The organism is Streptomyces sp. NPDC047079 (assembly GCF_040643755.1).
GTDB lineage: Bacteria > Actinomycetota > Actinomycetes > Streptomycetales > Streptomycetaceae > Streptomyces.
In genome coordinates, this window is the sequence record NZ_JBEYUZ010000002.1 from 181,456 (window position 1) to 201,987 (window position 20,532).

The following is a 20,532-nucleotide window of genomic DNA, read 5'->3' on the forward strand; positions in this document are numbered from 1 at the left end:
TCAACTCTACGGCAGGTGTGCGGTAGCTCACTCCTTCAGGAACGGCCCACGGCAGGCCCACATGAGCCCCCGGACGGGTCGAAAGTACACACCGCCCTCCGCTCACGCGGGCCGAAAGCGCACACCACCCCCCGCTCACGCGGGCCGAAGGTGCACGATGTCGCCCGCTCCCACTGGCTCCTGCACCCCGTCCTGGGTCGCCAGCACCAGCCGGCCGTCGCCGTCGATCGCCACCGCCTCGCCGGTGACGGACCGGTCACCGGGCAGTTCGGCCCGGACGAGACGTCCCAGCGTCGCGCTCCCGGCCGCGTACGTCTCCTGCAGGCCGCAGGCCGCAGGATCGCCGCCTGCCGCGCGCCAGCGGCCGTACCAGTCCTCCAGGGAGCGCAGCACCGCCCGCAGCAGCGGATCGCGATCCGTGGTGTGGGCGCCCGCGAGGGCCAGGGAGCCCGCGGTGGGCACCGGCAGCTCGTCCTCCCGGAGCGTGACGTTGATGCCGATGCCGACGACCACCCCGTCCTCGCCCGCGCGCTCCGCGAGGATCCCGCCCGCCTTGCGTTCCTGTTCGCCCACAGTGACCAGAAGGTCGTTGGGCCACTTGAGTGCCGTGTCGACACCGGCGGCCCGGGCGAGTCCCGTCGCGACGGCGACCCCTGCGAGCAGCGGCAGCCAGCCCCAGCGTGCGACCGGCACGCCGACCGGCCTGAGCAGCACCGAGAAGAACAGGCCGGAGCGGGCCGGGGCCGTCCAGGTGCGGTCCAGCCGCCCGCGCCCCGCGTTCTGCTCCTCCGCGACCACGACGGCGCCCTCGGCGGCCCGGCCGGCGGCGGTGAGGGCGACGAGGTCGGTGTTGGTGGACCCGGTGCGCTGCACCACCTCGATCCCGGACCACAGACCGCCCTCGCGCACCAGCGCCCGGCGCAGAGCGGCGGCGTTCAGCGGCGGCCGGTCCAGGTCGGACCAGCGGCTGCCGCCGCCCTCGTCGTCGTTCCGGCGGCCGTTGTCGTCTGAGGCATCTCGGGACATCATGCAAGCCACCCTAGGTGTGGTAAACGCCGCACTGCTGATCGGTAGGCACCCCACTACGCTACGGATGAGTAACCGTTCGTTCTTCTGAGCATTCTCGTAGCACCTCACCCTCATGTCCCCACTGAGCAGGCAGGGAGCCGCATCCCGATGTCCGAGCCGGAAGAGATCGACATTCACACCACCGCGGGCAAGCTGGCGGACCTCCAGCGCCGTGTCCAGGAGGCGACGCACGCCGGCTCGGAGCGCGCCGTCGAGAAACAGCACGCCAAGGGCAAGCTGACGGCCCGTGAGCGGATCGAGCTGTTGCTGGACGAGGGCTCGTTCGTCGAGCTGGACGAGTTCGCCCGGCACCGCTCCACCAATTTCGGGCTGGAGAAGAACCGCCCGTACGGGGACGGCGTCGTGACCGGTTACGGCACCGTGGACGGTCGCCCCGTCGCGGTGTTCTCCCAGGACTTCACGGTCTTCGGCGGGGCACTCGGCGAGGTCTACGGCCAGAAGATCGTCAAGGTCATGGACTTCGCCCTCAAGACGGGCTGCCCGGTCATCGGGATCAACGACTCCGGCGGCGCCCGCATCCAGGAGGGCGTCGCGTCGCTGGGCGCGTACGGCGAGATCTTCCGCCGCAACACCCACGCCTCCGGAGTCATCCCGCAGATCAGCCTGGTCGTCGGTCCCTGCGCGGGCGGCGCGGTCTACTCCCCCGCGATCACCGACTTCACGGTCATGGTCGACCAGACCTCGCACATGTTCATCACCGGTCCGGACGTCATCAAGACGGTCACCGGCGAGGACGTCGGCTTCGAGGAGCTGGGCGGCGCCCGCACCCACAACAGTGCCTCCGGTGTGGCGCACCACATGGCCGGGGACGAGAAGGACGCGATCGAGTACGTCAAGCAGCTGCTGTCGTACCTGCCGTCCAACAACCTGTCCGAGCCCCCGGTCTTCCCGGAGGAGGCGGACCTCGCGGTGAGCGACGAGGACCGCGAGCTCGATGTGATCGTGCCGGACAGCGCCAACCAGCCGTACGACATGCACACGGTGATCGAGCACATCCTGGACGACTCCGAGTTCCTCGAGACGCAGGCGCTGTTCGCGCCGAACATCATCACCGGCTTCGGCCGGGTCGAGGGCCGCCCGGTGGGCATCGTCGCCAACCAGCCGATGCAGTTCGCCGGCTGCCTCGACATCGACGCGAGCGAGAAGGCCGCGCGCTTCGTGCGCACGTGCGACGCCTTCAACGTGCCCGTGATCACCTTCGTCGACGTGCCCGGGTTCCTGCCCGGCGTCGACCAGGAGCACACCGGCATCATCCGACGCGGCGCCAAGCTGATCTACGCCTACGCCGAGGCGACCGTCCCCCTGATCACGGTGATCACCCGCAAGGCGTTCGGCGGCGCGTACGACGTCATGGGCTCCAAGCACCTGGGCGCGGACGTCAACCTGGCCTGGCCGACCGCCCAGATCGCGGTGATGGGGGCGCAGGGCGCGGTCAACATCCTGCACCGCCGCACCATCGCCGAGGCGGACGACGTCGAGGCCACCCGGGCCCGGCTGATCCAGGAGTACGAGGACACCCTCCTCAACCCCTACATCGCGGCCGAGCGCGGCTACATCGACGCGGTGATCATGCCGTCCGACACCCGCCGCCATGTCGTGCGGGCACTGCGTCAGCTGCGCACCAAGCGGGAATCCCTCCCTCCGAAGAAGCACGGCAACATCCCCCTGTAAACCCTGGGACCCTTGGGAGCGGACATGACGATCAAGGTCGTACGGGGCAATCCGACCCCGGAGGAGCTGGCCGCCGCACTGGCGGTGGTCCGAGCCCGCGCCGCGGCGGAGGCCTCCATACCGCCCGGCGCGGCGCGGGAGAGGGACTCCTGGGCCGACCCGGCCCGCATCGCCGCCCACCGGCTGCCGCAACCGGGCCCGACGGCGTGGACCCGTACGTACTGGCCTGGCTAAGACACCCTGCCCCCGGGCTCCCCGCATGGGGTCCGCCCGGGGGGCCGTGCCTTCCGGGCCGGGGCTTCGGGGATCGGCGGGGCCGCAGGAACCGCAGGTCGAAGTTGAGTACGCGTACTCAGGCGCCGCCACACACGGCGGACGCACGATCGAAGGCATGCTGTGGTCCGACCCCGAGAACGAGCCGCCGAAGGAACTGCGCGACATGCAGGACATGTTGCGGCGGCTCGGGGTCCTGATGGCGCTGGCCAGCCTGCTGGCGATGATCGTCATCGGCATCAGGTGAAGCGCGCCGATACGCTGAACGCATGACCCATCAGTCCCGCCGCCGCCTGGTGCTCGCATCCCAGTCCCCCGCCCGCCTCGGACTGCTCCGGCAGGCCGGGCTCGACCCCGAGGTCATCGTCAGCGGGGTCGACGAGGACGCCGTCACCGCCCCCACTCCCGCGGAACTCGCCCTCGCGCTGGCCGAGGCCAAGGCATCCGTCGTCGCGGCCAGGCCCGAGGTGAAGGGCGCCCTGGTGATCGGCTGCGACTCGGTGCTCGACCTGGACGGCGAGGCCCTCGGCAAGCCCGCGGACGCGGAGGAGGCGACGGCCCGCTGGAAGTCGATGCGCGGCCGGGCGGGCACCCTTCAGACCGGCCACTGCATCTACGACACGGTCAGCGGCCGGTACTCGTCCGCCACCGCCTCCACCGTGGTCCGTTTCGGCGAGCCGACGGACGAGGAGATCGCCGCGTACGTCGCCTCCGGTGAACCCCTCTACGTGGCGGGGGCGTTCACCCTCGACGGCCGGTCGGCGCCCTTCATAGACGGCATCGACGGCGACCACGGCAACGTCATCGGCATCTCACTGCCCCTGGTCCGCCGGCTGCTGGCCGAACTGGGCGTCCGGATCACGGAGTTGTGGGCGCCGCGGGAGGAGTGAGCGACGCCCGCCGCGCGGCCCCGGGCCGGGCGGCGGGCACGGACTTCAGGGAGTCACGGGCGCGGGGCCGCCGCCCTCCGGCGTTCGGCCCTGCTCCACCGCTTCCGACGCCTCCCCCGGAGCGCTCCCGCCGTTCCCGGGACCGCCTCCCGCGGGCAGCGGGCCGGTCTGCCCCTCCTGGCGGTCGTACGTCATGAGGGTGAGCAGGATCAGCCCGAACACGACCATCAGGAACGCGAACGCCTCCCAGCCGACCAGACCGACCGTGAAGGCGCCGAGTATGGCGTGCACCACGGCGGCGCTGATCAGCAGGATGCGCCAGATGCCGGACGGGGAACGGTCGCGCAGGGCCACCAGCAGGGCGGCGACCCCGCACAGCGCGAAGTAGAGGCCGAAGACGATGCCGCCCGCCTTCGACGACGTGGCCATCGCGTCCGGGTCGAGTCCGGCCAGCGACATGCTCTGCCGGTCCACGACCGTGCCGAGGAACCAGTTCAGCAGCGCGATGCCGAGCGCCTCCACGAAGAGGACGAACGCCACGATCCCTGCCACCGGTCTGCGGACCACCGGCCCCACCCACCTTCGAGCGTGCTGCGTGTTACTCCGAGTACCTTCGGGACATCGCGAACGCTACTAACGGGTAAACCTCGGGACAAGAGGTCCGGCGGGAGCAAAGTTTGGTTGGGCCATTAGTAGGGACTCCACAAAGAAACACGACCGGCCGCAGGACTACTTCATAGAGACCTTGACCACACCGGAGGGCTAGGGTTTTCGGGTGGATTCCCCTGTCCGGCGGTGCGACAAGGGATTTCGCAGGTTGAGTGAGCCTGGTTTCACGCTCCGTGTGGGCAAGCTCACCACTGGGGACGGGTCGAAACGTCGTGTCGGCAGTCCCTAAACTCGGCTTGTTTCAAGGAGAGGGAGCCATCGTGCGCAAGGTGTTGATCGCCAACCGTGGCGAAATCGCTGTCCGTGTCGCCCGGGCCTGCCGTGACGCCGGGATCGCGAGCGTGGCCGTGTACGCCGACCCGGACCGGGACGCCCTGCACGTCCGCGCAGCAGACGAAGCATTCGCCCTGGGCGGCGACACCCCCGCCACCAGCTACCTGGACATCGAGAAGGTCCTCCAGGCCGCGAAGGACTCCGGCGCGGACGCCGTCCACCCCGGCTACGGCTTCCTCTCCGAGAACGCCCACTTCGCCCAGGCCGTCCTGGACGCGGGGCTGACCTGGATCGGCCCGCCGCCGCAGGCCATCCGCGATCTGGGTGACAAGGTCGCGGCCCGGCACATCGCCCAGCGCGCCGGTGCCCCGCTGGTCGCGGGCACGCCCGACCCGGTGTCCGGCGCCGACGAGGTCGTCGCCTTCGCCGAGGAGCACGGCCTGCCCATCGCCATCAAGGCCGCCTTCGGTGGCGGTGGACGCGGTCTGAAGGTGGCCCGCACCCTCGAAGAGGTCCCCGAGCTGTACGAGTCCGCGGTGCGCGAGGCGGTGGCCGCCTTCGGCCGCGGCGAGTGCTTCGTCGAGCGCTACCTCGACCGCCCCCGCCACGTGGAGACGCAGTGCCTGGCCGACAGCCACGGCAACGTGGTCGTCGTGTCCACCCGTGACTGCTCGCTTCAGCGCCGGCACCAGAAGCTCGTCGAGGAGGCCCCGGCCCCCTTCCTCAGCCAGGAGCAGCTGGACGAGCTGTACCGGTCGTCGAAGGCCATCCTCAAGGAGGCCGGCTACGTCGGCGCGGGCACCGTCGAGTTCCTCGTCGGCAACGACGGCACGATCTCCTTCCTGGAGGTCAACACCCGTCTCCAGGTCGAGCACCCGGTCACCGAGGAGGTCGCCGGAATCGACCTGGTGCGCGAGATGTTCCGCATCGCCGACGGTGAGGCACTGGGTTACGACGACCCCGAACTGCGCGGTCACTCCTTCGAGTTCCGCATCAACGGCGAGGACCCGGGCCGCAACTTCCTGCCGGCCCCCGGCACGGTGACGACGTTCGCCCCGCCGTCCGGCCCCGGTGTCCGCCTGGACGCGGGCGTGGAGTCCGGCAGCGTCATCGGCCCGGCCTGGGACTCCCTGCTGGCCAAGCTGATCGTCACGGGCCGCACCCGCAAGGAGGCGCTGGAGCGTGCCTCCCGCGCGCTGGAGGAGTTCCAGGTGGAGGGCATGGCCACGGCGATCCCGTTCCACCGCGCGGTGGTCAGGGACCCGGCGTTCGCGCCCGAACTGACGGGCTCCGAGGCGCCCTTCACGGTCCACACCCGCTGGATCGAGACCGAGTTCGTCAACGAGATCAAGCCGTTCACGGCGCTCGCCGAGGCGGACTCCGACGAGGAGCCGGGCCGCGAGACGGTCGTGGTCGAGGTCGGCGGCAAGCGCCTGGAGGTGTCCCTGCCCTCGTCGCTGGGCATGTCGCTGGCCCGTACGGGCCTTGCGGCGGGCGCCAAGCCCAAGCGCCGCGCGGCCAAGAAGTCCGGGCCGATGGCCTCCGGCGACTCCCTCGCCTCCCCGATGCAGGGCACGATCGTCAAGATCGCCGTCGAGGAGGGCCAGGAGGTCAAGGAGGGCGACCTGGTCGTCGTCCTCGAGGCGATGAAGATGGAGCAGCCGCTGAACGCGCACAAGGCGGGCACCATCAAGGGCCTCACCGCCGAGGTCGGCGCGTCGATCACCTCCGGCGCCGTGATCTGCGAGATCAAGGACTGACCCACCCACACGGACGACGTCCGAAAGCGCCCGGCGGACCGACCACTCGGCCCGCCGGGCGCTCCGCTTTCCCCGCGGCTGCGGCAGCGGCAGCGGCTGCGGCAGCGGCAGCGGCAGCGGCAGCGGGGCAGGGTCTAGCGGCGGCGGAGGTCCGCGACGCGAGCGCGCTCCCCCGTCGGGGGCTCCCCCAGGACCGTCGCGGTGCGCAACTGCGGGCCCCCGCCGGGGCCCTGGCCGCGGCGGGGGCCGGGAAGGGACACATCCCTGCGCGGCCGGCGCCCCGCCGGGGCCGGGTCACCCCCCGAGGCGCCGCCTCCCAACGCCCCGGCGACCGCGATCTGCACACCCTGATCGGCCAAGGCCTGCAACTCGGTGGCCGCGCGGTCGTCGTGCGCCGGCGGTTCGTCCGTCACCAGCCGGGTGATCACATCCGTCGGCACGGTCTGGAACATCGTGTCCGTACCGAGCTTGGTGTGGTCGGCGAGGACGACGACCTCCGAGGCCGCCTGCACCAGCGCGCGGTCGACGGACGCCGACAGCATGTTGGACGTGGACAGCCCCCGCTCGGCGGTCAGCCCGCTCCCCGAGAGGAAGGCCTTGGAGACCCTGAGGCCCTGGAGCGACTGTTCGGCACCGCTGCCGACAAGGGCGTAGTTGGAACCGCGCAGGGTGCCGCCGGTCATCACGACCTCCACGCGATTGGCATGGGCCAACGCCTGGGCCACCAGCAGCGAGTTGGTGACGACGGTCAGCCCGGGCACCCTCGCGAGCCGGCGTGCCAGCTCCTGCGTGGTGGTCCCCGCACCCACCACGATGGCCTCCCCCTCCTCCACGAGGCCCGCGGCGAGGTCGGCGATGGCGGTCTTCTCGGCGGTTGCGAGATGGGACTTCTGCGGAAAGCCGGACTCCCGCGTGAACCCGCCCGGCAGTACCGCACCGCCGTGCCGGCGGTCGAGGAGTCCTTCTGCCTCCAGCGCGCGCACGTCCCGCCGTACGGTCACTTCGGAGGTCTGGACGACGCGGGCGAGCTCACGGAGCGACACGGCACCGTTCGCTCGCACCATTTCGAGGATCAATTGGCGACGTTCTGCAGCGAACACGAAACTGACAGTAACCCCAACGACCGTCTGGTTTCAGCAGTTTGCGCCGAATAACAGAAGTTGTTCGCACAGCAGGGCGGAAAGTGGTATACGCGCCCACTCCCGGCACCCGTGCCCGCACACATGGTCCGCCTGCCGCCCACCCGGGACGTCGGACCTCGCCCTCGGGCCGTCGGACCTCGCCCTCGGGCCTTCCGGATATGCAACTGCCGTGCCACCTCGGCGATGGAGCCCGACCGCTGCCGGTACGCCGTTATGGCGCCGCGAGCCGCTCCACCGTCAACTTGCTGTTGACCGAACGAAATGGAGTGATCAGTTTCGGAACAGGCGAAGCACAGCGACCCCGCTCGCCGAACGGTCCGTGAACACGTTGGCAGACCACGGACTGATCAACTCCGCCGAACTCGTGTATGCGCTCGGCCGTGAGGATGTGGCAGAGGTCGCTGAGGAGTTGGGCTTCAGCCGACACCGCGACGAACGCTGCGCCTGGCTCATCCAACACGCGCCGGGGTGCCGCGACACGCTCCGAAGGTCCCGGCACCGCAGGGGGTCATGCCTCGCCCGCGGTCTTGCGGGTGTGCAACTGCCGTGCCACCTCGGCGATCGAGCCCGACAGAGAGGGGTACACGGTGAAGGCGTTCGCGATCTGTTCCACCGTCAGGTTGTTGTCGACCGCGATCGAGATGGGGTGGATCAGTTCCGACGCGCGCGGTGCGACGACCACGCCACCGACGACGATCCCGGTGCCGGGCCGGCAGAAGATCTTGACGAAACCGTCCCGGATGCCCTGCATCTTGGCGCGCGGGTTGCGCAGCAGGGGCAGCTTGACCACCCGAGCGTCGATCTTGTCCGCGTCCACGTCGGCCTGGGTGTAGCCGACGGTGGCGATCTCCGGGTCGGTGAAGACGTTCGAGGAGACGGTCTTCAGGTCCAGCGGGGTCACCGCGTCGCCGAGGAAGTGGTACACGGCGATGCGTCCCTGCATGGCGGCGACCGACGCGAGGGCGAAGACCCCTGTCACGTCACCGGCGGCGTACACACCCGGGGCGGTCGTACGGGAGACCTTGTCGGTCCATATGTGCCCGGACTCGCGGAGCTTGACCCCGGCCTCCTCCAGGCCCATGCCACTGCTGTTGGGTATCGCGCCGACGGCCATGAGGCAGTGCGAGCCGGTGATCACCCGTCCGTCGGCGAGGGTGACCTCCACCCGGTCGCCGACGCGCTTGGCGGACTGCGCGCGCGAACGGGCCATGACGTTCATGCCGCGGCGGCGGAAGACGTCCTCGAGGACGGCCGCGGCGTCGGGGTCCTCGCCGGGCAGCACACGGTCGCGCGAGGAGACGAGGGTGACCTTGGAGCCGAGGGCCTGGTAGGCGCCGGCGAACTCGGCACCGGTGACACCGGACCCGACGACGATGAGCTCCTCGGGCAGCTCTTCGAGGTCGTAGACCTGGGTCCAGTTGAGGATCCGCTCCCCGTCCGGCCGGGCGTCGGGCAGCTCACGCGGGTGACCGCCGGTGGCGATGAGCACGGCGTCGGCGGTGAGGGTCTCCTCGCTGCCGTCCGCGGCCCGGACGACGACCTTGCGCGACCCGTCCAGGGCCTGCATGCCCTCGAGCCGGCCACGTCCGCGCATGACGCGGGCGCCGGCGCGCGTGACGGACGCGGTGATGTCGTGGGACTGGGCGAGCGCGAGACGCTTCACCCGTCGGTTGACCTTCCCGAGGTCGACCCCGACGACACGGGCGGCCTGCTCCAGGGGCGGGGTGTCGTCGGCCACGATGATGCCGAGCTCCTCGTAGGAGGAGTCGAAGGTGGTCATCACCTCGGCCGTCGCGATGAGCGTCTTCGACGGTACGCAGTCGGTGAGCACCGACGCCCCGCCCAGACCGTCGCAGTCGACGACGGTCACCTCCGCGCCGAGCTGAGCGGCCACCAGAGCCGCTTCGTATCCGCCGGGTCCGCCACCGATGATCACGATCCGAGTCACGTACCCCATTGTCCCGCACGTTCGGGATGCGTCTCCTCCGGGGGCGGCCGCTGGTGGTTCTGTTACAGAAGAGGCCGCCGGGGCGCTGCCGTACCCTCGTCTCCATGTCGCTCTACGCCGCGTACGCCGGCAACCTCGACGCGCGGCTGATGACCCGCCGCGCACCCCACTCGCCGATGCGCGCCACCGGCTGGCTCAACGGCTGGCGGCTGACCTTCGGGGGCGAGCACATGGGCTGGGAGGGCGCCCTGGCGACGATCGTCGAGGACCCGATGTCACAGGTCTTCGTCGCTCTGTACGACATCGCGCCCATGGACGAGGAGTCCATGGACCGCTGGGAGGGCGTGGGCCTCGACATATACCGCCGCCTGCGGGTCCGCGTGCACACGCTGGAGGGTGAGGAGACGGCCTGGACTTACGTCCTCAACTCCTACGAGGGCGGCCTTCCCTCGGCCCGCTACCTGGGCGAGGTCGCGGACGCGGCGGAGTCTGCCGGGGCACCCCACGACTATGTGATGGAGCTGCGCAAGCGGCCCTGCTGACGGGGTCCGCACATGCCCGGCCGAGCGGGAGCCGCCGCGCGCAGCTCCCCGGCGCGGGCGCCGCTCTCCGTCACGCGTCGTCACGGCCACGGTCACGCTTCGTCGCGGTCGTCGCTGCGTTCGTCGCGTCACGGTCCCCGCGGTATTCGTCGCGTCACGGTCCTCGCGATGTGCGTCGCGTCACGGTCGTCGCAGTGTTCGTCGGAAACGACAAGACAACGATCGCACAGTCGTGAGCTCCGTCATCTACGCGCGTAGGCCGGGAGCGGCTAGGCTCTTGCGCGTGAACGCATCTCTTCTTCCGGACGACATCCAGGGCGACCCCTACGCCGCCGCCGACACCGCCGCCGCGCGTCTGCGCGAGCTGACGGGCGCCGAGACCCACGACGTCGCCCTCGTGATGGGCTCCGGCTGGGCGCCGGCCGTCGACGCCCTCGGCGAGGCCGAGGCCGAGTTCCCGGTCACCGAGCTGCCCGGCTTCCCGCCCCCGGCCGTCGAGGGCCACGGCGGCAAGGTCCGCTCGTACCTGATCGGCGACAAGCGCGCCCTGGTCTTCCTCGGCCGCACGCACTACTACGAGGGCCGCGGCGTGGCCGCCGTCGCGCACGGTGTGCGGACCGCCGTCGCCGCCGGCGCCAAGACCGTGGTCCTCACCAACGGCTGCGGCGGCCTGCGCGACACCATGCGTCCCGGACAGCCGGTGCTGATCAGCGACCACATCAACCTGACGGCGACCTCCCCGATCGTGGGCGCCAACTTCGTCGACCTGACGGACCTGTACTCGCCGCGCCTGCGCGCCCTGTGCAAGGAGGTCGACCCCTCCCTCGAGGAGGGCGTCTACGCGCAGTTCACCGGCCCGCACTACGAGACCCCGGCGGAGATCCGCATGGCCCGCGTCATCGGCGCGGACCTGGTGGGCATGTCCACGGTTCTCGAGGCGATCGCCGCGCGCGAGGCGGGAGCCGAGGTCCTGGGCATCTCCCTGGTCACGAACCTGGCCGCCGGTATGACGGGCGAGCCGCTGAACCACGAGGAGGTCCTCCAGGCGGGTCGCGACAGCGCCACGCGCATGGGCGCCCTGCTCGCCCAGGTGCTGCACCGCCTGTAAGGCACCACCGACACCACCGGCCCCCTACGGCAAGGCACCACCGGCCCGCATGGTCTCGGCTCGAGTGGTGCCGCTCCGAGTGGTGCCGGCCATAGCGCGAAGACGATGCGCCACACCGCGCCGCCCTGCCGCCGGCCCGGCGGCGGCCCACCGGGCGGGGGCGTCCGTCCGCACCGGCCGGAACGCCGCCGGCTCCCCGCCGCGTTTCCCACCGGCCGCAGCGGGCGATGCCACCACAAGAGACACACAACGAGAGGTTGACCCGACGTGCACGACGAACTCATCGCACGGGCCCAGGCGTGGCTGGCCGAAGACCCCGACGCGGAAACCCGTGAGGAACTCGCCAAGCTGATCGACGCCGGGGACCGCGCCGAGCTCGCCGCGCGCTTCGACGGCACCCTCCAGTTCGGTACCGCCGGACTCCGCGGCGAGCTGGGCGCCGGCCCCATGCGCATGAACCGCTCGGTGGTCATCCGCGCCGCCGCGGGCCTCGCCGCGTACCTCGAGTCCAAGGGCCGGGGCGACGGCCTCGTGGTCATCGGCTACGACGCCCGCCACAAGTCCGCCGACTTCGCCCGGGACACCGCGGCCGTGATGACGGGCGCGGGCCTGCGCGCGGCCGTCCTCCCCCGCCCTCTGCCCACTCCCGTCCTCGCCTTCGCCATCAGGCACCTCGGCGCGGTCGCCGGCGTGGAGGTCACCGCCAGCCACAACCCACCGCGCGACAACGGCTACAAGGTCTACCTCGGCGACGGTTCCCAGATCGTGCCCCCGGCCGACGCGGAGATCGCGGCCGAGATCGACGCGGTCACCACGCTCACCGCGGTGCCCCGCCCCGACTCCGGCTGGGAGGTCCTGGACGACAGCGTCCTGGACGCCTACCTGGCCCGTACGGACGCCGTTCTCTCCCCCGGCTCCCCGCGCACCGCCCGCACGGTCTACACGGCGATGCACGGCGTCGGCAAGGACGTCCTCCTCGCCGCGTTCGACCGGGCCGGTTTCCCCGCCCCGGTGCTGGTCGCCGAGCAGGCCGACCCCGACCCGGACTTCCCGACCGTCGCCTTCCCCAATCCGGAAGAGCCCGGCGCCATGGACCTCGCCTTCGCGAGGGCCCGCGAGACGGACCCCGACCTCGTGATCGCCAACGACCCCGACGCCGACCGCTGCGCCGTCGCCGTCAAGGACGGCGCCGACTGGCGCATGCTGCGCGGCGACGAGGTGGGCGCCCTGCTCGCCACCCACCTGGTCCGCCGCGGCGTCACCGGCACCTTCGCCGAGTCGATCGTCTCCTCCTCACTCCTCGGCCGTATCGCCGAGAAGGCGGGCCTGCCGTACGAGGAGACCCTCACGGGCTTCAAGTGGATCGCCCGCGTGGACGGCCTGCGCTACGGCTACGAGGAGGCGCTCGGCTACTGCGTGGACCCCGACGGCGTCCGCGACAAGGACGGCATCACGGCCGCGCTCCTGGTCACCGAGCTGGCCTCCGTGCTGAAGGCCGAGGGCCGCACCCTCCTCGACCTGCTCGACGACATCGCCGTCGAGCACGGGCTGCACGCCACGGACCAGCTCTCGGTGCGCGTCGAGGACCTGACGGTCATCGCCGACGCGATGCGGCGCCTGCGCGAGCAGCCGCCGGTACGGCTCGGCGGGCTGGCGGTGACGAAGGCCGAGGACCTGACGCGGGGCACGCCGTCGCTCCCGCCGACCGACGGGCTGCGGTACGTCCTCGACGGTGCGCGGGTCATCGTCCGGCCGAGCGGCACCGAGCCCAAGCTCAAGTGCTACCTGGAGGTCGTCGTGCCGGTCGGCTCCCGGGAGGAGCTCGGCGCCGCGCGGGCCAAGGCCGCGGAACTGCTCGGCGCCGTCAAGCGGGATCTTGCGGCGGCTGCGGGGATCTGAACCGCCGAGTCGCCGAACGGCCCCTTCACCCGGTTTTGGGGCCGCGCACGCACCTCGGTCGCCTCGTCCGGCGCGAACTGCTCCAACCGGTGTCGGACACGTCCCCGAAACCCCCCAGTGGGATCCGGTCGACGCCATGCGTCCCGCCACCCCCCTGTGCGGGCGCCATTGGGCCGGACACGGGTCGCCCGACAGGGCGGTCCCGTGTCCGGCCGTTCCGCTTGCCCCGCCCCCCTCAGCCGATGGGCGTGACGGTGGCCTCGGGCGTCGCCGTCTCCTCGGGGGCCGGGCACGCGGTGTCGCACGGCGTGGGCTCGGAGGACTCGGTGGGTGTGGGTGACGCCGTTGCACCGGGGCACGTCGGGGCGTCGCTCGACGGCTCGGGCCGGGCGCTCTGTAGAGCAACCACACCCAGCCCCCACCCTCGGTTCTGTGCTGGATGCCGCCCGCCATGTCCGAGTGACGCTCGCAGAGCGTGGTGAAGGCGGCGCGACAGCGTGCGTGCGTGTCCTCGGAGACGACCGGGACGGCGACCGAGCGGCCGTCGGGCGCCACCAGCCGCCGGCCGAACCGGCCCTCCCCGTCGAGGTCGATCGCCGCGGGCGGCCGAGAGGGAGGGACATGGCGGCCCGGACGGTGGGCGCATCCGTCCGGCCAGCCGGACAGGCGACGTCCGGCGAGCACGCCGCCGGCGAGATCAGCCCGTCGCCAGCAGGATCGCCAGCAGTACCGCGCCGGCCACCGCCGGGGCGATCACCTCGTAGGCCCAGCGGACGGTCGGCTCGCCCTGGGCGCGCTCGGACTTCTGGTGGGTCTCGGCCAGCTCGCGCAGGTCCTCCACGATCTTGTCGGTGTGGGCGCGCGCGGGCCCGCTCGGCACGAGGTCGGGTGCGGGACCCCCGGGGGCTCCGCCGCGCCGCACGCCGAGCGCGTCGCCCCGGCGGTCCCCGGCGGCCTGCTTCGCCGTCTGCCGGGCCGCCTTCTTGCGCGCCCGCAGCGACACCGGCACCGCCCACAGCTGGTACTTGGTCCCGGACGCGGCGACGACCTCGTTGGAGTAGCCGGAGCGGAGCGAGGCGACCGAGCCCCAGGGGAGCGTGATGACCCGGAAGGGGTTGCGGATGCGCAGCCGGTCCTCGTTGGCGTAGACGGCCGGGCGCAGGGTGAAGGCCGTGACCAGCGGGATCACCAGCAGCATGCCGGCCAGCGCCAGCCAGGGGGTACGGTCGTGACCCCGGGCCAGCGCGTCGATGCCGAGCCAGAGCGTGATGCCGAGCAGCAGCACGCCGGCCGCGAGACCGGCGGGCGACCGGTAGACCCGGTCCCGGGACTCGGGTGCCGAGGGGTCCGGCGCGGGCGGCCGGCGGTCAGGGGTCGTCATGGCCCCGATTCTGCCCGACGCCCGCGTGGAAACTCGTACGTGGTGTCGAAAGCAGCGAACGAGGACCGGGGGTGTACAGCCGCTACGCGCGTAGATATGCTCGTCTGGTGACCATGCCCACCTCTGCACCTGCATCTGCTCTCAGTGACGTCACCGCGTCCGACAGCACGCTGCGCCGCTTCCTGCACGGGCTGCCCGGCGTCGACCCGGTCGGCCTGGAGGCGCGCGCCGCCTCGCTCGGCACCCGTTCCATCAAGACCACCGCGAAGGCGTACGCCATCGACCTCGCCATCTCGATGGTCGACCTGACGACGCTGGAAGGCGCGGACACCCCGGGCAAGGTCCGGGCGCTCGGCGCCAAGGCGGTCCGCCCCGACCCCACGGACCGTACGGCCCCCGCGACCGCGGCCGTCTGCGTCTACCCCGACATGGTGGCCGTCGCCAAGGAGGCCGTCGCGGGCTCCGGCGTGAAGGTCGCGTCCGTCGCCACCGCCTTCCCCGCGGGCCGCGCCGCGCTCGAGGTGAAGCTGGCCGATGTGCGCGAGGCCGTGGCCGCGGGCGCCGACGAGATCGACATGGTCATCGACCGAGGGGCGTTCCTCGCGGGCAGGTACCTGAAGGTGTACGACGAGATCGTCGCCGTGAAGGAGGCCTGCGGGACGAGCGCCCGGCTGAAGGTCATCTTCGAGACGGGCGAGCTGTCCACGTACGACAACATCCGGCGGGCCAGCTGGCTCGGCATGCTGGCGGGCGCCGACTTCATCAAGACCTCGACCGGCAAGGTCGCCGTCAACGCGACCCCGGCCAACACCCTCCTGATGCTGGAGGCCGTCCGCGACTTCCGCGCGCAGACCGGAGTCCAGGTCGGGGTGAAGCCCGCCGGCGGCATCCGTACCAGCAAGGACGCGATCAAGTTCCTGGTCCTCGTCAACGAGACCGTCGGCGCCGACTGGCTGGACAACCACTGGTTCCGCTTCGGCGCCTCCTCGCTTCTGAACGACCTGCTGATGCAGCGTCAGAAGCTCGCCACCGGCCGCTACTCCGGCCCCGACTACGTGACGGTGGACTGAAGACCCCATGGAAAACGTGTCATCCGCATTCGAGTACGCACCGGCGCCCGAGTCCCGCTCGGTCGTCGACATCGCGCCCTCCTACGGCCTGTTCATCGACGGTGAGTTCACCGAGGCGGCCGACGGCAAGGTCTTCAAGACGGTCAGCCCGTCCACCGAGGAGGTCCTCTCCGAGGTCGCCCAGGCAGGGCAGGCCGACGTCGACCGCGCGGTCAGGGCTGCCCGCAAGGCGTTCGAGAAGTGGTCGGCGCTGCCCGGCTCCGAGCGCGCCAAGTACCTGTTCCGCATCGCCCGCATCATCCAGGAGCGCAGCCGGGAGCTGGCCGTCCTGGAGACGCTGGACAACGGCAAGCCGATCAGGGAGACCCGCGACACGGACCTCCCCCTGGTCGCCGCGCACTTCTTCTACTACGCGGGCTGGGCCGACAAGCTGGAGCACGCCGGTTTCGGCCGGAGCCCGAGGCCGCTGGGCGTCGCGGGCCAGGTCATCCCCTGGAACTTCCCGCTGCTGATGCTGGCCTGGAAGATCGCCCCGGCGCTCGCGACCGGCAACACGGTGGTACTCAAGCCCGCCGAGACCACCCCTCTGTCGGCCTTGTTCTTCGCGGACATCTGCCGCCAGTCGGGCCTGCCGAAGGGTGTCGTCAACATCCTTCCGGGCTACGGCGACACGGGCGCCGCGCTCGTCGCCCACCCGGACGTGAACAAGGTGGCCTTCACCGGTTCCACGGCCGTGGGCAAGGAGATCGCCCGCACGGTGGCCGGAACCCGCAAGAAGCTCACCCTGGAACTGGGCGGCAAGGGCGCCAACATCGTCTTCGACGACGCGCCGATCGACCAGGCCGTCGAGGGCATCGTGAACGGCATCTTCTTCAACCAGGGCCAGGTCTGCTGCGCGGGCTCGCGCCTGCTGGTGCAGGAGTCGATCCACGACGAGCTGCTGGACTCCCTCAAGCGCCGTCTGTCGACCCTCCGCCTCGGCGACCCCCTCGACAAGAACACCGACATCGGCGCGATCAACTCCGCCGAGCAGCTCGCCCGGATCACCGCGCTCGCCGAGCAGGGCGAGGCGGAGGGCGCCGAGCGCTGGTCCCCGGCCTGCGAACTGCCCTCCTCCGGCTACTGGTTCGCCCCGACGCTCTTCACCAACGTCACCCAGGCGCACACCGTCGCCCGCGACGAGATCTTCGGCCCGGTGCTCTCCGTGCTCACCTTCCGCACCCCGGACGAGGCCGTCGCCAAGGCCAACAACACCCCGTACGGCCTGTCGGCGGGCATCTGGACGGAGAAGGGCTCCCGGATCCTGGCCGTCGCGAACAAGCTGCGCGCCGGTGTCGTCTGGTCCAACACGTTCAACAAGTTCGACCCGACCTCGCCGTTCGGCGGTTACAAGGAGTCGGGCTTCGGCCGCGAGGGCGGCCGCCACGGCCTGGAGGCGTACCTCGATGTCTGAGAAGACGGAGAAGACCGAGAAGACCGAGAAGGTCGAGCAGCGGCTGTCGGTCTTCAAGACCTACAAGCTGTACGTCGGCGGGAAGTTCCCGCGTTCCGAAAGCGGCCGGGTGTACGAGGTGACGGACTCCAAGGGCAACTGGCTGGCCAACGCTCCGCAGTCCTCCCGCAAGGACGCCCGTGACGCCGTCGTGGCCGCCCGCAAGGCGTTCGGCCCGTGGTCCGGGGCGACCGCGTACAACCGGGGCCAGATCCTCTACCGCATCGCCGAGATGCTGGAGGGCCGGCGCGAGCAGTTCGTGCGCGAGGTGGCCGACGCCGAGGGCCTGTCCAAGGGGAAGGCCGGTGCGGTCGTGGACGCGGCGATCGACCGCTGGGTCTGGTACGCCGGCTGGACCGACAAGATCGCTCAGGTGGTCGGGGGCGGCAACCCGGTCGCGGGCCCGTACTTCAACCTCTCGACCCCGGAGCCGACCGGTGTTGTCGCCGTCGTGGCCCCGCAGGAGTCGTCCTTCCTCGGCCTGGTCTCGGTGATCGCCCCGGTGATCGCCACCGGCAACACGGCTGTCGTGATCGCGAGCGAGAAGGCGCCGCTGCCTGCGCTCTCTCTCGGCGAGGTGGTGGCCACGTCCGATCTGCCCGGCGGGGTCGTCAACGTCCTCTCCGGCCGTACGGCGGAGATCGCCGCGCCGCTCGCCGCGCACCAGGACGTCAACGCGATCGACCTCGCGGGCGCCGGCGAGGACCTGGCGAAGGAACTGGAGATCGCGGCGGCGGACAATCTGAAGCGCGCACTGCGTCCACAGCCTGTGGATTACTTCGAGACTCCGGGCATCGACCGCCTGACGGCCTTCCTGGAGACGAAGACGGTCTGGCACCCGACGGGGTCGCTGGGCGCGTCGGGCTCGTCGTACTAGACCGCGACAGCCGAGCCGTGCCTCCCCGCCGTCCGGGGGAGGCACGGCTCTTTGGTCATGGACCGCCCTCGTGGGCGGTCAGCGCGCCCCGCGCAGCACCTGGCCGACCACGGGAACGCTGCCGAGCGACTGCGCCTGGACCACCGGCCGGGTCAGGGTCTGCGACGACAGCGGCTTGAAGTCGGCGATCTGCGTGGCGACGCCGTTGTCCAGCGGGTCGACGGCCGTGCCCGCCAGCGGGTTGGGCTTGAGGTCGGAGAGCGGCTCGGTGACCCGTCCCACGACTCCGGTCAGCTCCGGCAGACCCTGCTGCCGCCCTGCCTGGTCGAGCGACACGGGCCGGGTGCGCATCACGTCGAGGACCGGGGCGCTGTCCGCCGACGCCGCGGCCGAGCCCGCCCCCAGCGCGGCGCCCGCGGTCGCGATGAGGACGAGGGCGCGCCGAGCGGTGGGGTTCTTGGGGGAGGCGTGTCGTGCCATGGCTGCTGCCACCTTTTCACTGCGGAGAGTAATGATGTCGGTACGCAGGGTAGTTGAGGTGTGATCTGTGCTCCAAACGCCGACCCGCGGGGTCCGCACGGTGTACGGAATGCGTCAGACTGGTGTCTCGTGAGTCCTCATCCTCCGGTCACCGCCCGCGTCGTGCTGCTGTGCGGCCCCTCCGGCTCCGGCAAGTCCCTCGTCGCCGCCCGCTCCGGGCTTCCCGTCCTGCGGCTCGACGACTTCTACAAGGAGGGCGACGACCCGACGCTGCCTGTGGTGGAGGGCAGTTCCGACATCGACTGGGACCATCCGCAGTCGTGGGACGCGCAGGTCGCGGTCGAGGCCCTCGCCGAACTGTGCGCCACGGGCCGTACGACGGTGCCCGTGTACGACATCGCACTGAGCGCACGCACGGGCGAGGAGACGCTGGACATCGACGGTGCGCCGGTGTTCATCGCGGAGGGCATCTTCGCCGCGGAGATCGTGGCGCGCTGCCGCGAACTGGGCCTGCTCGCCGACGCGCTGTGCCTGACGCGCGGGGCCCTGACCACGTTCCGGCGCCGTTTTGTGCGCGACCTCCAGGAGGGCCGCAAGTCGGTCCCGTTCCTGCTGCGCCGCGGCTGGCGGCTGATGCGCGCCGAGCGGTCGATCGTGGCCCGTCAGACGGCTCTCGGCGCCTATCCCTGCGACCGGGACGAGGCGCTGAGCCGGCTCGCCTCGGCGGCCGTGGGCCGGCCCGTACCGGCCAGGGCCGCGGCCTGAGGCCGGTCGGCCGACCGGGGCAGGGGCGTGCTCGCGCCCCGGCCGAGCCCGTGGCAGGACAGGCGGCAGGGCGACGAAAAGCGGGACTGGACGGACCCCCCGGCCCTCCAGTCCCGCTCTCCCCCGCACCCCCGCGTGTCCCCCGTGGTGGTGCTTCCCCCGTGGTACTGCTCCCCCGTACCTCCCCCGTGGTACCTCCCCCCACTCCCGCGCGGCGGCACTCCCCCGTATCGCCGGCGGTGGTGTTCCCCCGTGCCCCCCGTCCCTCAGGCGACCAACTCGCCGAAGGACTCCTCCTGGTCACGGCCGAAGCTCAGGACCTCGTCGTCGCGCAGCCGGCGGAGCGACCGCCAGATGCTGGACTTCACCGTGCCGACACTGATGTCGAGGATCTCCGCGATCTCCGGGTCCGTGCGGCCCTCGTAGTAGCGCAGGACCAGCATGGTGCGCTGGAGTTCGGGCAGCCGGGCGAGCGCCTGCCACAGGACGGCGCGCAGTTCGGTGCCGCGCATCGCGTCCGTGTCGCCGGCGGTCTCCGGCAACTCCTCGGTCGGGTACTCGTTCAGCTTGCGGCGGCGCCACGCGCTGATGTGCAGATTGGTCATCGTCCGCCGCAGATAGCCCCCCACCGCGGCCTTGTCACTGATCCGGTCCCAGGCCCGGTACGTCGAGAACAGTGCGCTCTGCAACAGGTCCTCGGCCTCGAAGCGGTCGCCGGTCAGGTGGTAGGCGGTTGCGTACAGGGAGGCGCGGCGCTCTTCGACGTAGGCGGTGAACTCCGCCTCCGTCACCGAGCGACGCTCCCCCGATGCCTCCCCGTACGCGGCTCCCCCGTGAGCTTCCCCCGTGTGCGCGTCAACCACCGTCATATATGCGGTGTGCTGACGCCCGGCACCGCGAGCGCACCCCCGCCCTCCCCCGAGCTCGCGACTCCGCTCGAGCAGGGAGGCGCCCCCTGCGACGCCGGACTTCTCGGTGTTCCGGGTGACGTCGTGAAGACGCGTGACAACTGCGCTCGTAGTGGTGCTGTGCAGCGTGTTCATCGTGCGCCCCCCGTCGTGGATTCCCGGTCTTCCGTGCGGCCTTGCTTGTGTCGAAAAGCTTGCCCGGGCGACTTCATGGCCGTGTCCGCCGACTGTCACAGAGCTGTCACAGGGGCTGCCCGCGGCAGTGACACAGGGTCATCACGGAGAAGAGTCGTAC

General features: G+C 71.4%; 19 protein-coding genes. 12 read left to right on the forward strand and 7 right to left on the reverse strand.

Annotated elements, in window-relative coordinates; genetic code table 11:
* Positions 1-135: 135 nt before the first annotated feature.
* Positions 136-1,029, reverse strand: a complete 894-nt coding sequence (locus ABZ823_RS03340; RefSeq protein WP_361653153.1) for a biotin--[acetyl-CoA-carboxylase] ligase — start codon at positions 1,027-1,029, stop codon at positions 136-138.
* Positions 1,030-1,176: 147 nt separating this feature from the next.
* Between ABZ823_RS03340 and ABZ823_RS03345 the strand changes: the two genes are divergently transcribed.
* The 4 genes from ABZ823_RS03345 (at position 1,177) to ABZ823_RS03360 (ending at position 3,923) form a co-directional block, all read left to right on the forward strand.
* Positions 1,177-2,760 (forward strand): acyl-CoA carboxylase subunit beta, encoded by a 1,584-nt coding sequence (locus ABZ823_RS03345; protein WP_361653155.1) that lies wholly within the window; start codon positions 1,177-1,179, stop codon positions 2,758-2,760.
* 24 nt (positions 2,761-2,784) lie between these two features.
* Entirely contained in the window at positions 2,785-2,994 is a 210-nt protein-coding gene (locus tag ABZ823_RS03350) for an acyl-CoA carboxylase epsilon subunit (RefSeq protein WP_361653157.1), read from the forward strand.
* Between the two features lie 157 nt (positions 2,995-3,151).
* Positions 3,152-3,280 (forward strand): hypothetical protein, encoded by a 129-nt coding sequence (locus ABZ823_RS03355; protein WP_267971020.1) that lies wholly within the window; start codon positions 3,152-3,154, stop codon positions 3,278-3,280.
* Positions 3,281-3,302: 22 nt separating this feature from the next.
* A complete protein-coding gene (locus tag ABZ823_RS03360) occupies positions 3,303-3,923 on the forward strand; it encodes a nucleoside triphosphate pyrophosphatase (protein WP_361653160.1) in 621 nt (206 codons plus the stop codon).
* Between the two features lie 45 nt (positions 3,924-3,968).
* Here ABZ823_RS03360 and ABZ823_RS03365 read toward each other — a convergent pair whose 3' ends face one another.
* Positions 3,969-4,490 (reverse strand): hypothetical protein, encoded by a 522-nt coding sequence (locus tag ABZ823_RS03365; RefSeq protein ID WP_361653161.1) that lies wholly within the window; start codon positions 4,488-4,490, stop codon positions 3,969-3,971.
* A gap of 362 nt (positions 4,491-4,852) precedes the next feature.
* Here ABZ823_RS03365 and ABZ823_RS03370 point away from each other — a divergent pair, with 362 nt between their 5' ends.
* Positions 4,853-6,625: a biotin carboxylase N-terminal domain-containing protein gene (locus tag ABZ823_RS03370; protein WP_361653163.1), complete on the forward strand. Its 1,773-nt coding sequence runs from the start codon at positions 4,853-4,855 to the stop codon at positions 6,623-6,625.
* A 134-nt stretch (positions 6,626-6,759) separates the two neighbouring features.
* On the opposite strand, the gene ABZ823_RS03375 is transcribed toward ABZ823_RS03370, so the two are convergent.
* Both ABZ823_RS03375 and ABZ823_RS03380 read right to left on the reverse strand, forming a co-directional pair.
* Positions 6,760-7,725 (reverse strand): DeoR/GlpR family DNA-binding transcription regulator, encoded by a 966-nt coding sequence (locus ABZ823_RS03375; RefSeq protein ID WP_361653165.1) that lies wholly within the window; start codon positions 7,723-7,725, stop codon positions 6,760-6,762.
* Positions 7,726-8,275: 550 nt separating this feature from the next.
* Positions 8,276-9,724, reverse strand: coding sequence for an NAD(P)H-quinone dehydrogenase (locus tag ABZ823_RS03380; RefSeq protein ID WP_361653167.1), 1,449 nt, complete (start codon positions 9,722-9,724; stop codon positions 8,276-8,278).
* Between the two features lie 95 nt (positions 9,725-9,819).
* Between ABZ823_RS03380 and ABZ823_RS03385 the strand changes: the two genes are divergently transcribed.
* From ABZ823_RS03385 to ABZ823_RS03395, 3 genes are all read left to right on the forward strand, one after another.
* A complete protein-coding gene (locus ABZ823_RS03385) occupies positions 9,820-10,257 on the forward strand; it encodes a gamma-glutamylcyclotransferase (protein WP_361653169.1) in 438 nt (145 codons plus the stop codon).
* Between the two features lie 283 nt (positions 10,258-10,540).
* A complete protein-coding gene (locus tag ABZ823_RS03390) occupies positions 10,541-11,365 on the forward strand; it encodes a purine-nucleoside phosphorylase (protein WP_361653171.1) in 825 nt (274 codons plus the stop codon).
* Between the two features lie 267 nt (positions 11,366-11,632).
* Entirely contained in the window at positions 11,633-13,264 is a 1,632-nt protein-coding gene (locus ABZ823_RS03395; RefSeq protein WP_361653173.1) for a phospho-sugar mutase, read from the forward strand.
* A 697-nt stretch (positions 13,265-13,961) separates the two neighbouring features.
* Here ABZ823_RS03395 and ABZ823_RS03400 read toward each other — a convergent pair.
* Entirely contained in the window at positions 13,962-14,645 is a 684-nt protein-coding gene (locus ABZ823_RS03400) for a PH domain-containing protein (RefSeq protein WP_361653175.1), read from the reverse strand.
* A gap of 113 nt (positions 14,646-14,758) precedes the next feature.
* Between ABZ823_RS03400 and deoC the strand changes: the two genes are divergently transcribed.
* From deoC to ABZ823_RS03415, 3 genes are read left to right on the forward strand one after another with little or no spacing between them, the layout of a single operon-like run.
* A complete protein-coding gene (gene deoC / locus ABZ823_RS03405) occupies positions 14,759-15,715 on the forward strand; it encodes a deoxyribose-phosphate aldolase (RefSeq protein ID WP_361653661.1) in 957 nt (318 codons plus the stop codon).
* Between the two features lie 16 nt (positions 15,716-15,731).
* On the forward strand, positions 15,732-17,168 hold the full coding sequence (locus ABZ823_RS03410) for an aldehyde dehydrogenase family protein (RefSeq protein WP_361653663.1): 1,437 nt from the start codon (positions 15,732-15,734) through the stop codon (positions 17,166-17,168).
* Positions 17,161-18,084: an aldehyde dehydrogenase family protein gene (locus ABZ823_RS03415; RefSeq protein ID WP_361653177.1), complete on the forward strand. Its 924-nt coding sequence runs from the start codon at positions 17,161-17,163 to the stop codon at positions 18,082-18,084. Before ABZ823_RS03410 ends, ABZ823_RS03415 begins: the two co-directional genes overlap by 8 nt.
* 78 nt (positions 18,085-18,162) lie before the next feature.
* Here the strand turns inward: ABZ823_RS03415 and ABZ823_RS03420 are convergent, their stop codons facing one another.
* A complete protein-coding gene (locus ABZ823_RS03420; RefSeq protein WP_361653179.1) occupies positions 18,163-18,564 on the reverse strand; it encodes a hypothetical protein in 402 nt (133 codons plus the stop codon).
* 129 nt (positions 18,565-18,693) lie between these two features.
* On the opposite strand from ABZ823_RS03420, the gene ABZ823_RS03425 reads away from it, so the two are divergent.
* The gene (locus tag ABZ823_RS03425; protein WP_361653181.1) at positions 18,694-19,329 is read left to right on the forward strand and encodes a uridine kinase; all 636 of its coding nucleotides are present in this window, start codon (positions 18,694-18,696) and stop codon (positions 19,327-19,329) included.
* Between the two features lie 266 nt (positions 19,330-19,595).
* Here the strand turns inward: ABZ823_RS03425 and ABZ823_RS03430 are convergent, their stop codons facing one another.
* The gene (locus tag ABZ823_RS03430) at positions 19,596-20,372 is read right to left on the reverse strand and encodes a SigE family RNA polymerase sigma factor (RefSeq protein ID WP_361653183.1); all 777 of its coding nucleotides are present in this window, start codon (positions 20,370-20,372) and stop codon (positions 19,596-19,598) included.
* Between the last annotated feature and the right edge of the window lie 160 nt (positions 20,373-20,532).

Bases quoted from the DNA above. Each gene is read 5' to 3' on its own strand.
- ABZ823_RS03360 (WP_361653160.1), top strand. From the start codon at position 3,303: ATGACCCATCAGTCCCGCCGCCGCCTGGTGCTCGCATCCCAGTCCCCC.
- ABZ823_RS03350 (WP_361653157.1), top strand. From the start codon at position 2,785: ATGACGATCAAGGTCGTACGGGGCAATCCGACCCCGGAGGAGCTGGCC.
- ABZ823_RS03420 (WP_361653179.1), bottom strand. From the start codon at position 18,564: ATGGCACGACACGCCTCCCCCAAGAACCCCACCGCTCGGCGCGCCCTC.
- ABZ823_RS03380 (WP_361653167.1), bottom strand. From the start codon at position 9,724: ATGGGGTACGTGACTCGGATCGTGATCATCGGTGGCGGACCCGGCGGA.
- ABZ823_RS03355 (WP_267971020.1), top strand. From the start codon at position 3,152: ATGCTGTGGTCCGACCCCGAGAACGAGCCGCCGAAGGAACTGCGCGAC.
- ABZ823_RS03430 (WP_361653183.1), bottom strand. From the start codon at position 20,372: ATGAACACGCTGCACAGCACCACTACGAGCGCAGTTGTCACGCGTCTT.
- ABZ823_RS03415 (WP_361653177.1), top strand. From the start codon at position 17,161: ATGTCTGAGAAGACGGAGAAGACCGAGAAGACCGAGAAGGTCGAGCAG.
- ABZ823_RS03385 (WP_361653169.1), top strand. From the start codon at position 9,820: ATGTCGCTCTACGCCGCGTACGCCGGCAACCTCGACGCGCGGCTGATG.
- ABZ823_RS03340 (WP_361653153.1), bottom strand. From the start codon at position 1,029: ATGATGTCCCGAGATGCCTCAGACGACAACGGCCGCCGGAACGACGAC.
- ABZ823_RS03400 (WP_361653175.1), bottom strand. From the start codon at position 14,645: ATGACGACCCCTGACCGCCGGCCGCCCGCGCCGGACCCCTCGGCACCC.
- ABZ823_RS03345 (WP_361653155.1), top strand. From the start codon at position 1,177: ATGTCCGAGCCGGAAGAGATCGACATTCACACCACCGCGGGCAAGCTG.
- deoC (WP_361653661.1), top strand. From the start codon at position 14,759: ATGCCCACCTCTGCACCTGCATCTGCTCTCAGTGACGTCACCGCGTCC.